This is a genomic window from Bradyrhizobium sp. USDA 4461, assembly GCF_054055655.1.
This window is the reverse complement of record NZ_JBSRXM010000001.1, coordinates 5750033-5765027: the sequence shown is the minus strand read 5'-3', so window position 1 is coordinate 5765027 and position 14995 is coordinate 5750033. Positions and strand designations below refer to the sequence as shown.

Here is a 14995-nt window from a genome sequence, read left to right as displayed (position 1 = left end):
TCGCCATGGCGAAAGACAAACCTGGGACGATCGAGGTCAAGAGCTTCGGCACGCACCACGTGATCACGCAGCCGAACCCGCTGCGCAAGATGCTGCTGCGCGTCCCCGAAAGCGATCTCGACGATCCCGTGGGCCGCGCCGAAAAGGCGCTCGCCGGGCTGTCGGGCGAGTTCAAGGAATGGATGACGATCGAGGCCGACCGCCTCTCCGCCGCCCATGCCACCGTGCTGCGCGAGGGCTTCAACGACAAGACCCGCGAGGAACTGTTCCGCGCCGCGCACGACATCAAGGGCGATGCCGCGACGTTCGGCTATCCCTCCGCTGCGGCGGCGGCCGAGAGCCTGTGCCGCATCATCGAGCACGCGCCGGATCTTTCCGCGGTGCCGTCTCAATTGATTGCCCATCACATCAACGCCGTGCAGGCGATCGTGCGCAACCGCACCAAGCTCGACACTGCTGTTGTCGCCGGCGTGCTGAGCAAGCAGCTCCGCGGCATCGCCGATGAATTCCTGACCCACGCCAACCGCGACCGGCCCGAGCATCTCGAGGCCATCCTCGCGCCGAGCATCGTGCCCGGCGAATAGCGCTGCTGCCGGCTGCCCGCGTTACGGCAGCCTCTCAAACATCTATCATTTGCTGGAAACGCGGCCCTCTCAGGCCGCGATGAGATCGTCGTCGTGGGGCAGCACTGCGATCGCGTCTTCGGCGGCGAGCTCCTCGCAGAACATCCGCGCGTCCTCGCGAGCCGATTCCGTCGCGAAGCGGCGCAGCAGGATCAACAGCGGCTCGGCCGCCGAATGATCGGTCTCGCAACGGGTCAGCACGCGCTCGACCATGCGGCGATGCAGTCGCGCCGCGCCGTCGCCGCTGTCGACATAGCCGACCTCATGGCTGGCCTCGAGTGCGACGCGGAACGCGGCGTAAGTGGATTCCGGCAGGCCGGCGCGGCGCAGCAGCGCCTGCAAGCCGTTGCCGCCGCGGTCGTTCAGCAGCGCGGAGACGCGGCCATAGGGCAGCCCGGACAGTTCGGCGAGCGCAGCTCCGAACAGATCGAGATTGCCGGAGAGCAGCGCGCGCAGGATCAGCCCGGCGGTGAGTTGACCGGTGGCGCGCAGATGCGTGATCAGATTCTGCATGTCGTCGCCGAAGGCGCGCGCGGCGATGTTCACCGTCGAGCGCTCCTTGGCCTCGCCGGCAATGCGGTCGGCGCGATCGGCGCCGAGCCAGTTTCGCGCCACGACGAATTGCGCCAGCGTATCGGAGAGCTTTGCGACCAGCGCCAGCCGCGTCGCGGACGGCAGGTCTTCCAGCGCCAGCATCGATTCCCTGATGGCCGCGAGATGGCCGTGGCGTTCGACGATGCGGTCCCAGGAGAACGGCGCCAGGCCCGCATGGGGATTCTCGATCAGCTCGAGCGCGGCCGCGGCCGAACCGACCTCGGCGATCGCCGCTGCAACCGAGGCCGGCAGATTGATCCGGCGCGCGATCGCGCATTGCATCTCGTCGGAGCCAGTCGCGACGATGTCGACCAGGTCGGCATCGATCAGGAGCGGCGAATGCTCCAGCACCGGCAGCGCGATCGCCGGCTGATCGGCCGACAGCGCCTGCACGATCGCGGCCGGCGCCTCCGTGCTGTGGGCGAACACCTCGGCCATCGCCTGGCGCACCAGCGGCGACGGGTCGTCGAGCAGCATCAGCAGCGCGCCTTCGGCCGCGATGCGGTCGTCCTCGGTGAGATCTGAAATGAGCCAGGCCCGGGCCAACGCCCGCGTCGCCTCTGCCCGCTCGCCTGCCGGAGCGGTCCTAATCCAACTAATGAACTGCCGAACGATCATGGTCCTGCCGGCTTACGCAACGAAACGGCATCGACATACGACGCCACTACAAGGAAAAATAAACCATGACGCTTAACAAAGGGTTCACCATAAACGTTTGGGATTATTGACGTTTCGTTAAGACGGCTCGCCCCCGGGGCTCGGCGCCAACGGTAGGACGTTTGCACAATTTCGGAATAATGGAAGTGTGGCGCTGATTTGCCCGACATGTCAAGTCGTCATTCGGCCGACGACGACCCGCGCCGGCTCCTTTGCATGGGGTTGTTCTTCGGTATTTTGGAATCGGTTGATAGCGGGGCTGATCCGATCAGCTAACTGCTGCTGTAGCTGCCGCTGGGATCGCTGAACAGATCGAGCCGCCCGGGCGCGCGGACCTTTGGCGTCGCCGACGCCGTCAGCGAGCCGGAATTGCCCCACAGTTCCTGCACCGCGGGCGAGATCGGCTCCGAGCGGTCGCCGACCTGGTAGAGCGAGCGGAAGGCCGGCGCCGACTGCGTCGATGCGGAAGTCGCGCCCGCACCGGTCGGCGTGACCGTTCGGGCACTCGGGAAGCTCGAGAGGAACGACGCGGTGTCGGTGGCCGGCGCCTGTGTCGGCGCCGCGCTTGCGATCGCGTACGGGCTCATGGTATCGCCGCCGCCCGCCGCGGCGTAGGCGGTGCGGGTGTCGGTCGAATTCGCCGCCGCGGCGTAGCGCGTGGTCAGCACCGAATAGACCTGGCTGACGCTGCGCGCGCTGCCCGACTTGTCGTAGAAGATCGACTGGTTCGCCGCCGCCGCCTTCGGGAACATCGTCGCCGCATTGGCGCTCGGGCTGTCCTCGGCGCTCGAGATCAGCTTGCCGGCACCGCCGACGCCCATGAAATGCGCCATGTACAGCTCGGCATCGGTCGGACGACGGCCGAGCGTGCCGGTGAGCTTGAAGCTGTTGGATTGCGTCAGCACCGCCGCCATCGACGACGCCGCATCCGGATCGTCGCGCAGCTTCATCACCGCGCTCCGTGCGGAGGGATCGCTGACCGAATAACTGCCGTCGGAATTCCTGGTGATGGCGTCGGCATATTGGCCGTAGCCGAGCTGGCTCCCGGCTTCCTTGACGGTGCCGAGCCAGGTCTGGTCGATGAACTGATAAAGCCCATGCGCCGACGAGGTGGTGGCGCCGGCCCGCGGATTGAAATTGGATTCCATCTTCGCGGTGGTGAGCAGGTATTCGAAGCTCGTGCCGGTGGTCGCGGCCGCCTGCTTGATCGAGCTCGCGACCTTCAGGCGCGACGGATCGACACCTGCCGAAGCCGTCGCAATGGAGAGGTCGACCGCCATCTGTCCGGGTGCCTTGCCGGGTGCCGGCAATCGGCACCCACATCCCGTTAACCTGCCGTAATTATGGTTAACGCGGCGTTAAGAACGGCTATCCCGAGCAAGTCGGCGGCCGCTGTTACGTCCGATAGACCTGCGCCGGATCGAACAGCCGATCGGCATCGACAAAGGACAGGCTGATCTCGCCGCCCTCGCCCTTCACCGCGCGATAGAAGCAGGAGCGCCGTCCGGTGTGGCAGGCGGCGCCGATCTGCTCGACCTTGATCCACACCGCATCCTGATCGCAATCCATCCGGATCTCGACCACGCGCTGTGTCTGGCCCGAGCTTTCGCCCTTGCGCCACAGCGCATTGCGCGAACGGCTGAAGTACCAGCCTTCGCCGGTCGCGATGGTCTTGCGCAGGGCTTCGTCGTTCATGTGCGCGACCATCAGCACCTCGCCGGTCGCGGCATCGGTCGCGACGCAGGTCACAAGACCGGTCGCGTCGAATTTGGGCTGGAACGCCAGCCCCTCTTCGCGATCGTGATCGTGGGTCGATGCGGACACGGAGAACCTCGCTCAGGACAGTGCGAGGTTACCGGTTCGGTCCTCGCACCAGGGACAGGAAACGCTGCTGCTCCGCTGGATTGTCGCGAAACATGCCGGTGAACCGGCTGGTGAAGGTCGACGCGCCATGCTTGGCGACTCCGCGCACCGACATGCAGGTATGCTCCGCCTCGATCAGCACCGCAACGCCGCGCGGCTTCAGCACCTCGTCGATCACCGCGGCAATCTGCGCGGTGAGATGCTCCTGGGTCTGCAGACGACGCGCGAAGATGTCGGTCAGCCGCGCCAGCTTGGACAAGCCCACGACGCGCTCCACCGGCGTATAGGCGATATGCGCCTTGCCATAGAACGGCATCATGTGATGTTCGCATTGCGAGGTGAACTCGATGTCGCGCACCAGCACGAAATCGTCGTAGCCGGCGGTCTCGCCGAAGGTGCGGTTGAGCACCTCGGCCGGGCACTGATGGTAGCCCTGATAGAGCTCGTCATAGGCCTCGACGACGCGGCGGGGCGTGTCGAGCAGGCCCTCGCGGCCGGTGTTCTCGCCGATATAGGCGAGCAGCGTCTTGACGGCGTCCTCGGCTTCCGCCCGCGACGGGCGCGGCTGGTCGGCACGGACGGCCGCCGCCATGAATTCTGAAGGGTCGAGCTCGCTGGACTTAACGTCAGATGTCTTGGCGTCAGCCGGCTTGTTGGGGCGAATCGGTTTGATCAAGGCGTCCATGTCTTCTCCGTTCGACCGGCCCTGGCATCTGCCGCAGGTCCGGATGTGTCACCGGGCAGACGGGGCGGATCATTGAACCCGCCGGGCGCCTGAGTCCCATTCTTGTCGCACCATCGTGGCGTATGTGGGCCGCGGTGGTTGCATGGCCGGGCTATGTTTCCGGCGCTGCCGTCCATATATAGGACGGTGAAACCCAGCCGCCAAGAGCGCCCGGCTCGGCCGGAACCAGGCTTCTGTCCCCATGCTGAACGACATTTACAACAAGCGGATCATCGAGTTGGCCGGCAATATTCCGCGCCTCGGACGGCTCGCCGACCCCGACGCCAGCGCCACCGCGCACTCGAAATTGTGCGGTTCGACCGTCAAGGTCGACCTCAAGATGGACGGTCCAGTGGTGACCGACTTCGCCCATGACGTGAAGGCCTGCGCGCTCGGCCAGGCCTCCTCCTCGATCATGGCGAGCCACGTGGTGGGCTCCACCGCCGACGAGTTGCGCGACTTGCGCGAGACCGTTCGCAAGATGCTGAAGGAAAATGGCCAGCCCCCGCAGGGCGGCAAATGGGCCGACATCGCGCTGCTCGAGCCGGTACGCGACTACAAGGCTCGTCATGCCTCGACGCTGTTGACCTTCGATGCTGTGGTCGACGCGATCGGCCAGATCGAGGCCAAGGCAAAGCAGCCGGCGTAAGCCCGTCGCCAGACTGAATTTACTGAGACGGCTGGGCCGGCGCCGGCGCTGCGGTGCCGCCGGTCCGCGCGACGGCCTCCGCGGTCTTGGTCGCCTTTGCGGTCTGCGGCAACGCCTCACCCTCCATCGCGCTGCTCACGAAGCGATCGTTGTTCTTCGGCTTCGCTTCGGCAACGGGGGTTGCATTGTCCTGCCGCGGCAGCACGTCGGCAACCGCATCCGTGGTGACGAGATTGGTCAGCCGCAATTCGGCCGCCGACAATTCGTGCAGGTCTTCCCATGGCGGTACGCTGAGCGCGAGCGACAGCAGCTCGCCGGCTCCGCCCATGTCGAAGGTGTATTTGGCAAGGCGCCCGATATCGCGCTCGACGATCATCAGGTCCTGTGCGGTGTAGCTTGCGGCCTTGGCGTCGTCGGCGCGGTCGCCCATCCAGATCTGATGCACGCGGACATGGGCAGCCGGTGGCACGTAGCGGGTCTTGCCGGACAACAGCAGGAACACGCACATCGACTCGCAATAGGCATCCGGCAGCACGCTGGCGCGGTCGCCCTGCGCGGCCTGATTGACGACGCTGGTGCCGACGGTGGTCAGCGCACCGAGACCGCGGAAGCGGCGGCCGAGCGCGATCGCGTCGTTGACCGAGCCGCCGCTGGAGTCGAGCACGATGGTGGCGCCGTTGAGCTGGCGGCTGCGCGCGAACTCGTCGAAGTCCTTGGGGCTGTCGGCGGTGATGATACCGACCGCCGATACCCAGCCCCGGCAATTCGGCTGGCACGCGACCCAGCTGAACTTCATCGGCAGCTTGCGCTCTTCGAGGGTGGAGCTCGCCCGTGCGGAACTTCCCGCCGTCGTGACGGCGCCTGATACTGCGAAGCAAAGAGCTACGGCGCCGGTGAGCGCCCAACTGCGCAACGAGAGCGACTTAACGAGCCTCAATTTGGTTCCTTCCCCCGAGCCCTGGTGATGCGAGCGGTGGCAATGGCCCCATGGCACTGCGCCACGATTCCGTCATCGGCGCGTTATGGGAACGGTAGCGCTGCTGACCTGGACCGTCCATAGGCCCCTCGCTGCAGCGCCATTTGCGCTGTGCAATAATCACGAACTGTGGCGTAAATATCTGCAATTGAACAGTTCCTTCGCTTGGAACCCCCGCAAGATTACGTACATACTTGCGTATGCCGTCGACAGATCATTCAACTTCCCCCCATCCGCGAAGCATGGACTGTGCCACTAGCGCGCGCCGCTTGCCGCGCAATTTCGGCCGCGCCCTGATCTGGATTTACCGGCACACACTGTCGCCGCTGATCGGCTACAACTGCCGGCATCTGCCGACCTGCTCGGTCTATGCCGACGAGGCGATCGAGCGCTTCGGATTGTGGGGCGGCGGATGGATGACGCTGGCGCGGCTGCTGCGCTGCCAGCCGTGGGGCACGTCGGGGATCGATAACGTACCGGCGGCCAAGCCACCGGGCGCGCACTGGTATCTGCCCTGGCGCTACGGCCGCTGGCGTGGCGTCAACGACGCCTGATCGATTGCTGCGGCGCTTCCAAGCGCAGCGCGCATTGCTGGTCCGGCGGAACTGTGGCGATACCTTGCACATTGTTGCTCTGCCCTCGGGGTCCCCTTTGGGGAGGAAACAACAATGCGCTGGAAAATCAGCCACAATGGTCATGATCCTCGGCAGATCGATTTGCTGGCGGTGCTAGCCCTGCTCGTCTTGATCGTCGGTGCCTACGGCTACTTCACCCACAATTCGAGCAAGCCGAGCACGACTGCATTCATCGTGCCGAGCCAGAGCGTGAAGTGGTGAGGCACATGCTCACTCGGCCGCGGCAGTGCGCACCGCGCGCGGCCGTGTGATGACCACCACCACCAGGGCCGCCGCAACGAAGGCCGTGGCCACGTAGCCCGCCCCATACAGCCATTCGCGCGCGAACAGCAATCCGCCGATCGCAGATCCGATAGCCTGGCCGATATACAGCACCGAGGTATTGAGCGAGACCGATGCCGAGGCGAGCGACGGAGCGGCACCGACCAAGCGCACCTGCTGCATCGAATTGGTCGACGCGAAGCCGAGCCCCCACACCGCAACCGAGGCCGCCATCAGTGCATAGGCGCCGGCGCTCAGCGCCCAGCCGGCGACGCCGGCGAGCAGCATCGCGGTGAACAGCACCGACGTCTTCCATGCGCCCCAGGAATCCACGATGCGGGTTGCGATCGCGATGCCGACGAAGCCGAAGATGCCGTAGAGCGCGAACACGATGCTGATGGCGTCCGCATTGGCGCCGGTCAGCTTGGCGAGCAGCGGCCCCATGAAGGTGAACACCACGAACTGGCCGGACATCTGCAACGTCGTCACCGACAGCAGCAGGATGACGGTCGGATTGCGACCGAGCTCGGCCCAGGTCCGCAAGTCGACTGGCGCGCCTTGCAACTTGCCGGGCAGCCGCCACCACAGCAGCAGCGAGCTCACGAGCCCGGTCAATGCGATCGCGCCATAGGTCGTGCGAAAGCCGTAACGGCTGGCGATGAAGGTGATCAACGGCAGCCCGATCGCAGCCGCAAGCGACCAGCCGAGGAAGATGTAGGCGATCGTGCTGCCGCGCTTCTCCACCGGCACGATCAGCGCCGCAGTGCCGGCCGCCTGCGGCGTGTAGAGCACGCCGACCGCGAGCATGACCAGGCGAATGATCAGGAGACTATTGTAATCAGGCGCGAAGGCCGATGCCGCATTGGTCAGCATCAGCACCAAGAGCGTCGCCGTCAGCAACGCGCGCCGTTCGAGCCGGCTGGTCAGCCACGCGGTCACCGGCGAGCCCACGCACAGCACGATGGCGCCGAAGGTGATCAGAAGACCCGCGGTGTGGATCGTGACGCCGAGCCCGTCCGACAACTCCGCCAGCATGCCTGCCGGCGCCAGCACCGAGCAGCCGGTGACGATGTTGCCGAGCATCAATGCGGTGGGAGCGAAGCGTTTCACGCCGCGGTGTTAGCAGACTCCGAGATCAATGCAACTGCATCTAAATGCATGGCACGTGATCACTTGGCGCCTCTTGCGCCTATGGCGAGGGCGACGCGACCGGCGCCGCATTGACGCTCGGCGACACAACAACCGGCGGAAACGGGCCGGCAGGCTTCGGGCGGACGACCGCCGCCGGACACGACGCCAGCAGTTGCGTCCATCCTTGCTCCAGCCCGGTGGTGTCGATATCAAATTTCGCGAAGCTCGGCTGCGGGTCGGACTTGGTATCGGACTTAGCGTCCGACTTGCCGTCCGACTTGGCATCCGACACCAGCGTACTTTCGCCGACCTGCAGATGCGGGGCCGCCAGCATCGCCTTGACGGCGTCCGAGGATACCGAATCGCTCCACACCTCATATTTGCCAAACCGCGCCGGCACTCTGCCGAATGCCACGGTCTTGGCGGCGCCGGCCATCATCACCACCGTGCTCTTGCCCGCAGTGCCCTCGTCGAACTCGCGCACGAACATCAACCGCCCGCGATCCCCGTTCTCGCAGAACAGCCGCCACTCCATCATGCGGAATGCGCTGCCGTCGCCCTTCTTCTCCTGCGCGATCTTGCGGACATAGGGCCGCGCTTCCTTCTCCACCGCCCAGAGCGTTTCCGGCAGCGGCCGCGTATCGATGCCAAATCGATAGAGCTCCGGCCGCGTCAGCACGTGCAGGTTCTCGAACTTCACGCTCCGGATCAGTTCGCTGAGCTCATGACTGATTCCCATCGCAGCCAGGAACTGGTCGCGATCGCGATCGGCGCTCACCATCTCGCGCCGCCTGAAGTCCGCGACGACCTGCGCAGATGGATGCCCGTGGACGACGAACATCAGCTTGGAATTGTGGACGCCGACCACCGAATCTGGCGCCACCTCGCGGTTGGTCGCACCCAGGAACAGATAGGCGCAGGCTGACACGCACATCGCGTTGCGCGTGGTGAGTTCGGCCTCGACCTCGCCCTTCGCAGCCTTGATCTTCAGGCAGGCGGCATCGACCTGCGTGCCCTTGGAGCAGGCCGGCACGGTGGTCCGGCCGATCCGGGCGATCGCCTTGTGTGCGCGCAGAAACCGCGCGATCCCATAGGACTGCTCGACGTTTCCGCCCGGCGAATGCAGATAGATCGGAAGCTGCCTGTCCTTGATGGGAAAAAGGAAGCTGCGAATCCGCTGCGCGGCTTCCCGATCGATCTCGCCTTCGATCGCGATCCAGCGATCGCAACCGGCGCCGCAAGCATTCGGCGGTCCCTTGGCGAGATAGACGGTCAGCTTCTTCGCAAATCCGGCCTTCTCGACCGGGGTGTCTTCCGCCCGCAAGGTCCCCGGGATCAGAAGCAACGCCACGAAAAACAGGAGACGGGAAAACATGAACCTTGCGGATCGCGCGATGGCGGAAAATGGACGCCGGACGTTAGACGATGATCGGCAGCGTCGCAACGCTCGCCGGCCCCGGATGCAGGCGAGCCTGCCTCGATTCCGCGCGGCCGGCGGCCCATTTTCTTGATATTGCCGGATTGCAGGCGTCAAATCCCCTGCTATACCGCTGCTTTCCGCTTACCTGCGCTCGTTCGCAGGAGTGAGCTACAGGAGACATCATGGCCGATACGCCACCCAAATCCGAATCCGGATTCCAATACAGCCTCTCTAACCTCAAGCCCGCAGAACCTGTGAACAAGATCGCCCTCACCTTCCCTGATGGAGCGAGGCGCGATTTCCCGAAAGGGACCACCGGCCTCGACATCGCCAAGGGCATTTCGCCCTCGCTCGCCAAGCGCACCGTCGCGATGGCGCTCGACGGCACGCTCGCCGACCTCAACGACCCGATCGAAGCCGACGCCAAAATCGAACTGATCGGCCGCGAAGACCCGCGCGCGCTGGAACTGATCCGGCACGATGCCGCGCATGTGCTGGCGGAGGCCGTGCAGTCGCTGTGGCCGGGCACCCAGGTCACGATCGGTCCGGTGATCGAGAACGGCTTCTACTACGACTTCTACCGCAACGAGCCGTTCACTCCGGAAGATTTCGCCGCGATCGAGAAGCGGATGCGCGAGATCATCGCACGCGACAAGCCCTTTACGAAAGAGGTTTGGGATCGCGAAAAAACAAAACAGGTGTTCCGCGACAAGGGCGAGGCCTTCAAGGTCGAGCTGGTCGACGCGATTCCCGGCAACGAGCCGATCAAGATCTACTTCCAGGGAGACTGGTTCGATCTCTGCCGCGGGCCGCACATGACCTCGACCGGCAAGGTCGGCAACGCCTTCAAGCTGATGAAGGTGGCCGGCGCCTACTGGCGCGGCGATTCCAACAATCCGATGCTGACCCGCATCTACGGCACGGCGTTCGCCAAGCAGGAAGACCTCGACGCCTATCTCAGGCAGATCGAGGAGGCCGAGAAGCGCGACCACCGCAAGCTCGGCCGCGAGCTCGACCTGTTCCACTTCCAGGAGGAAGGCCCCGGCGTGGTGTTCTGGCATCCGAAGGGCTGGACCATCTTCCAGCAGCTGATCGCCTATATGCGGCGCCGGCTGCTCGGCGACTACAACGAGGTCAACGCCCCGCAGATCCTCGACAAGGTGCTGTGGGAGACCTCGGGCCACTGGGACTGGTACCGCGAGAACATGTTCGCGGCGCAATCCGCCGGCGACGAGGCCGAGGACAAGCGCTGGTTCGCGCTGAAACCGATGAACTGCCCGGGCCATGTCCAGATCTTCAAGCACGGGCTGAAAAGCTACCGCGATCTGCCGCTGCGGCTCGCCGAGTTCGGCGTCGTGCATCGCTACGAGCCGTCGGGCGCGATGCACGGTCTGATGCGGGTGCGCGGCTTCACCCAGGACGACGCCCATGTGTTCTGCACCGAACAGCAGCTCGCCGAGGAGTGTCTCAAGATCAACGATCTGATCCTGTCGACCTACGCCGATTTCGGCTTCGATGGCGAGCTCACGGTCAAGCTCTCGACGCGTCCGGAGAAGCGGGTCGGCACCGACGAGATGTGGGATCACGCCGAGCGAGTGATGGCCACCGTGCTGTCGGAGATCAAGGCCAAGGGCAGCAACCGGATCCGGACCGAGATCAATCCCGGCGAAGGCGCGTTCTACGGGCCGAAGTTCGAATATGTGCTGCGCGACGCGATCGGCCGCGACTGGCAGTGCGGCACCACCCAGGTCGACTTCAACCTGCCGGAGCGGTTCGGCGCGTTCTACATCGATCACGACGGCTCGAAGAAGGCACCGGTCATGGTGCATCGCGCGATTTGCGGCTCGATGGAGCGCTTCATCGGCATCCTGATCGAGCACTATGCCGGCAACTTCCCGCTCTGGCTGGCGCCGACGCAGGTCGTGGTCACGACCATCACCTCCGAAGGCGACGAGTACGCCAAGGTGGTGGCGGCGGCGGCGCGCCGCGCGGGCTTGCGGGTCGAGATCGACCTGCGCAACGAGAAGATCAACTACAAGGTCCGCGAGCATTCGCTGGCCAAGATCCCGGCCCTGCTCGTCGTCGGCAAGAAGGAAGCCGAGACCCATTCGGTCTCGGTCCGCCGCCTCGGCAGCGAGCGCCAGACCGTGATGCCGACCAGTGAGGCGATCGCCGCGCTGGTGGATGAAGCGACGCCGCCGGACGTGAAGCAGGCGCGATCCGCCGCCTGATCTTCATAATCGGTCTAAACTGGCTTTCGCAGGCTTGGTCGTGCCCCCATCTTGGGGGCACGACTCCCCTTGAAGGACATTTCCGTGCCCGATGCCATTGAACTCCTGAAGACACGCCGCTCGATGAAACCGCGCGAGATGACCGGCCCGGGCCCGTCCGCGGCCGAGCTCGAAACCATCCTGACGATCGGCGCGCGCGTGCCCGATCACGGCAAGCTCGCCCCCTGGCGCTTCATCGTGTTCGAGGGCGATGCCCGCGCACGCGCCGGCGACGTGATCGCAAGAGTCTTCGCCCGCAAGAACCCGGGCGCGCCGGCCTCCGATATCGAGGTCGAGAAGAAACGGCTGACCGACGCGCCGCTGGTGATCGGCGTGGTCTCCTTCACCAAGCCGCACCCCAAGGTGCCGCCGTGGGAGCAGGAATTGTCGGCCGGTGCGAGCGCGATGAACATCGTCACCGCAGCCACCGCGCTCGGCTACGGCGCCTGCTGGCTGACCGGCTGGTTCGCCTTCGACCGCGACGTGCTCGACGGCCTCGGCCTCAAGCCGGACGAGAAGCTCGCCGGGCTGATCCACATCGGCCGGCCGACCAAGCCGAGCGAGGACCGCCCGCGCCCGGCGCTGTCGGATATCGTGACGCGGTTTTAGACTGGGCGCGACCTTGTAGCGGGACCCTCGTTCCCGGGTGTCGCTTCGCTCACCCGGGCTACGAAGCCGTCATCGCGCAGCTATGCCGCCTTCGACGCGCGCTCCGCAAATCGGGTCAACAAGGCCGCGATCTCGTGTCCGGGCCTTGCGGCGCTGAACAGGAAGCCCTGCACCTCATTGCAGCCTTCGGCGCGCAGCCAGTCGAGCTGGTCGGTCGTCTCGACGCCTTCCGCGGTCGTGGTGATCTTGAGGCTGCGGCCGAGGCCGGAGATCGCGCGCACGATCGCGACGCAGTCGGAGCGCTGCGCCAGGTCCTTGACGAAGGAGCGGTCGATCTTGATCTTGTCGAACGGGAAGCTGCGCAGATAGCTCAGCGAGGAATAGCCGGTGCCGAAATCGTCCATCGAGATGCTGACGCCGAGCTCGCGCAGCTGATGCAGGATCGCGAGGTTGGCTTCGGTCTCGGCGAGAAAAACCGACTCGGTGATCTCGAGCTCGAGCCGGCGCGCCGGCAGACCGGAATGCGCCAGTGCCGAGATCACGGCCTGGACCAGATTGCGGCTGCGGAACTGGACCGGCGACAGGTTGACTGCGACCTTGACGTCGGCCGGCCACTTCATCGCCTCGGCGCAGGCCTCGCGCAGCACCCACTCGCCGAGGGCTACGATCAGGCCGATGTCTTCGGCAACCGGGATGAACTCCGCGGGCGAGACCATGCCCTTCTGCGGATGCCGCCAGCGCAGCAATGACTCGAAGCCCGAGATGCGGTCGGCTGCGATGTCCACCAGCGGCTGGTAGTGCAGCTCGAATTCGCCGTTGTTGAACGCCGCGCGCAGGTCGCGCTCCATGTCGCGGCGCTTCTGCGCCTGCTGATCCATCTCCGGCTCGAAGAAGTGGTGCACGCCGCCGCCCTCGGCCTTGGCGCGGTACAGTGCCATATCGGCATTGCGCATCAGTTCTTCCGAGCTCGTGCCGTCGCCCGGCGACAGTGCGATCCCGATGCTGGCGCCGACCACGACTTCGAGCCCGTCGATATTGTAGGGTGCGCTCAGGGCATCGATCAGCCGTTCGGCGAAGGCGCTGGCCTCGTTCGGCGAAACGTCGTCGGCCAGCACGATCGCGAACTCGTCGCCGCCGAGCCGCGCCGCCACATTGTCGTCGCGAACCGCCTCGCGCAGCCGCTCCGCCACCAGCTTGAGCAGCCGGTCGCCCATCGGATGCCCGAAGGAGTCGTTGACGTTCTTGAACAGGTCGAGGTCGACGCACATCACAGCGACGCGCTTGTTGCCGGAGCGGCCGCGCTCCAGCGCCTCGCCGAGGCGCTGCTGGTAGAAGTCGCGGTTCGGCAAATTGGTGAGGCCGTCATGGTGCGCCATATGCGCGATCCGCGCTTCGGCGGCGCGGCGCTCGGTGATGTCGACCACCGCGACCAGATAGCCGTCGCGCCCCTCGAACGCCACCTTGCGTCCGAAGGTCAGCACATGGATCTCGGTACCGTCGGCCCTGATGTGCCGCCAATCGCGGCTCGATTGATAGACGTCGCCGATTTCGCGCAGCGCGGCGCTGTGCACGCTCCACTCGTCCACGGGCCAAATCTCGCGCAGCGTCATGCCGAGAAATCTCTCCCGGCTGTAGCCATAGTGCTGGACGGCCGCGTCGTTGACGCTGAGGAATTCCATCGTGCCGGCGTCGAACACCCACATCGGCATCGGGTTGTTCTCGAACAGCAGGCGGAACGACACCTCGCGCTGCTTCAGCGCGGTGACGTCGGAGACCGTGAGCGACAGCATGTCGCCGAACGCCGTGACGCCGAGCCGCAGGCAGCGATCGCCGCTGTCGATCTCGAACTGCCCGCCGGGCCCGCTGCCGACAAATCCGCGCAGACGGTCCATCACCACAGGCGCCGCCAGCGGATTGCCGCCGGCGCTGAGTCTGCGCCACAGCAATTCGGTCGCCGGCTGCATCAGCAGCCTTGCGGCGCCCTGGTTGAGATGCACGACCTGAAAATCGGCCGGCTCGCCCTGCGCGTCGCGGACCGCGGCGAGCGACAGCACGCCTTCGTCGGTGGCCGAGAAGATCGTATCGAGAAGATTGTACTGCGCATTGCGCTCGTTGACGTAGACGCCGACCAGGATACCGCCCCAGCGCGACCGCGTCGGCAGCGCCAGCACGTCGAAGGTCCGCACCAGGCCATCGCGCACGCAATGCGCCGAGGCAAGATAGGGCCGGCAGTTCGCGCGCGCGTTTGCGGCGGCTTCGCTCAGCGCGGTGGCGCAGTCCGGCGGCAGCGCGCTGAGCGGAATGTCCCAGCGTTCGTCGTTCAGCCAGCTCTGGACGTAGCGGCCGGTATGGGACGCGCACAGCACGCCATCGACGTCGCGCAGCAACACGATGTGATCCGCGAGCCGGCCGAGGCTGCCGAGCATCACGTCCTCATAGTGCGGCAGCTTCTCGCCGGGACGAACCGCGGCCTGCCACTTGCGTTGCAGCACCGGAACGTCGGCGAACATCTCTGAATTGAACTTGGCCGATGTCTTTGATTTCTTGTTGGCCATGACCATGGCGCGCCCCACGCAAACGTAG

14 protein-coding genes are annotated in these 14995 nt (G+C 65.5%); 6 read left to right on the top strand and 8 right to left on the bottom strand.

What is annotated here, in order from left to right; all coding sequences use genetic code 11:
* The first annotated feature begins 5 nt into the window (after positions 1-5).
* Entirely contained in the window at positions 6-584 is a 579-nt protein-coding gene (locus ACVINW_RS26820) for an Hpt domain-containing protein (protein ID WP_456754076.1), read from the top strand.
* Positions 585-653: 69 nt separating this feature from the next.
* Here ACVINW_RS26820 and ACVINW_RS26815 read toward each other — a convergent pair whose 3' ends face one another.
* The 4 genes from ACVINW_RS26815 to folE form a co-directional block, all read right to left on the bottom strand.
* Positions 654-1835, bottom strand: a complete 1182-nt coding sequence (locus tag ACVINW_RS26815; protein WP_456754075.1) for a DUF2336 domain-containing protein — start codon at positions 1833-1835, stop codon at positions 654-656.
* A gap of 311 nt (positions 1836-2146) precedes the next feature.
* Positions 2147-3154 carry a transglycosylase SLT domain-containing protein gene (locus ACVINW_RS26810; protein ID WP_456756510.1) on the bottom strand — a complete coding sequence of 336 codons (1008 nt, stop codon included), beginning with the start codon at positions 3152-3154 and terminating at the stop codon, positions 2147-2149.
* A gap of 115 nt (positions 3155-3269) precedes the next feature.
* Positions 3270-3698 (bottom strand): phosphoribosyl-AMP cyclohydrolase, encoded by a 429-nt coding sequence (gene hisI, locus ACVINW_RS26805; RefSeq protein ID WP_456754074.1) that lies wholly within the window; start codon positions 3696-3698, stop codon positions 3270-3272.
* Between the two features lie 28 nt (positions 3699-3726).
* Positions 3727-4422 carry a GTP cyclohydrolase I FolE gene (gene folE / locus ACVINW_RS26800; protein ID WP_456754073.1) on the bottom strand — a complete coding sequence of 232 codons (696 nt, stop codon included), beginning with the start codon at positions 4420-4422 and terminating at the stop codon, positions 3727-3729.
* Positions 4423-4663: 241 nt separating this feature from the next.
* Between folE and ACVINW_RS26795 the strand changes: the two genes are divergently transcribed.
* Entirely contained in the window at positions 4664-5110 is a 447-nt protein-coding gene (locus ACVINW_RS26795) for an iron-sulfur cluster assembly scaffold protein (RefSeq protein WP_212015155.1), read from the top strand.
* Positions 5111-5129: 19 nt separating this feature from the next.
* On the opposite strand, the gene ACVINW_RS26790 is transcribed toward ACVINW_RS26795, so the two are convergent.
* A complete protein-coding gene (locus ACVINW_RS26790; RefSeq protein ID WP_456754072.1) occupies positions 5130-6047 on the bottom strand; it encodes a hypothetical protein in 918 nt (305 codons plus the stop codon).
* Positions 6048-6328: 281 nt separating this feature from the next.
* Between ACVINW_RS26790 and yidD the strand changes: the two genes are divergently transcribed.
* Positions 6329-6640: a membrane protein insertion efficiency factor YidD gene (gene yidD, locus ACVINW_RS26785; RefSeq protein WP_456754071.1), complete on the top strand. Its 312-nt coding sequence runs from the start codon at positions 6329-6331 to the stop codon at positions 6638-6640.
* Between the two features lie 114 nt (positions 6641-6754).
* Positions 6755-6922, top strand: coding sequence for a hypothetical protein (locus ACVINW_RS26780; protein ID WP_456754070.1), 168 nt, complete (start codon positions 6755-6757; stop codon positions 6920-6922).
* A gap of 9 nt (positions 6923-6931) precedes the next feature.
* Here ACVINW_RS26780 and ACVINW_RS26775 read toward each other — a convergent pair whose 3' ends face one another.
* Together ACVINW_RS26775 and ACVINW_RS26770 are read right to left on the bottom strand one after the other, a co-directional pair.
* Positions 6932-8065: an MFS transporter gene (locus tag ACVINW_RS26775; protein ID WP_456756509.1), complete on the bottom strand. Its 1134-nt coding sequence runs from the start codon at positions 8063-8065 to the stop codon at positions 6932-6934.
* Positions 8066-8171: 106 nt separating this feature from the next.
* On the bottom strand, positions 8172-9488 hold the full coding sequence (locus ACVINW_RS26770) for a hypothetical protein (RefSeq protein ID WP_456754069.1): 1317 nt from the start codon (positions 9486-9488) through the stop codon (positions 8172-8174).
* Positions 9489-9715: 227 nt separating this feature from the next.
* Between ACVINW_RS26770 and thrS the strand changes: the two genes are divergently transcribed.
* A complete protein-coding gene (gene thrS, locus ACVINW_RS26765; RefSeq protein WP_456754068.1) occupies positions 9716-11764 on the top strand; it encodes a threonine--tRNA ligase in 2049 nt (682 codons plus the stop codon).
* Positions 11765-11848: 84 nt separating this feature from the next.
* Complete coding sequence (locus ACVINW_RS26760) at positions 11849-12412, top strand: nitroreductase family protein (RefSeq protein WP_456754067.1); 564 nt, start codon at positions 11849-11851, stop codon at positions 12410-12412.
* An 80-nt stretch (positions 12413-12492) separates the two neighbouring features.
* Here ACVINW_RS26760 and ACVINW_RS26755 read toward each other — a convergent pair whose 3' ends face one another.
* Entirely contained in the window at positions 12493-14973 is a 2481-nt protein-coding gene (locus tag ACVINW_RS26755; RefSeq protein WP_456754066.1) for a putative bifunctional diguanylate cyclase/phosphodiesterase, read from the bottom strand.
* Between the last annotated feature and the right edge of the window lie 22 nt (positions 14974-14995).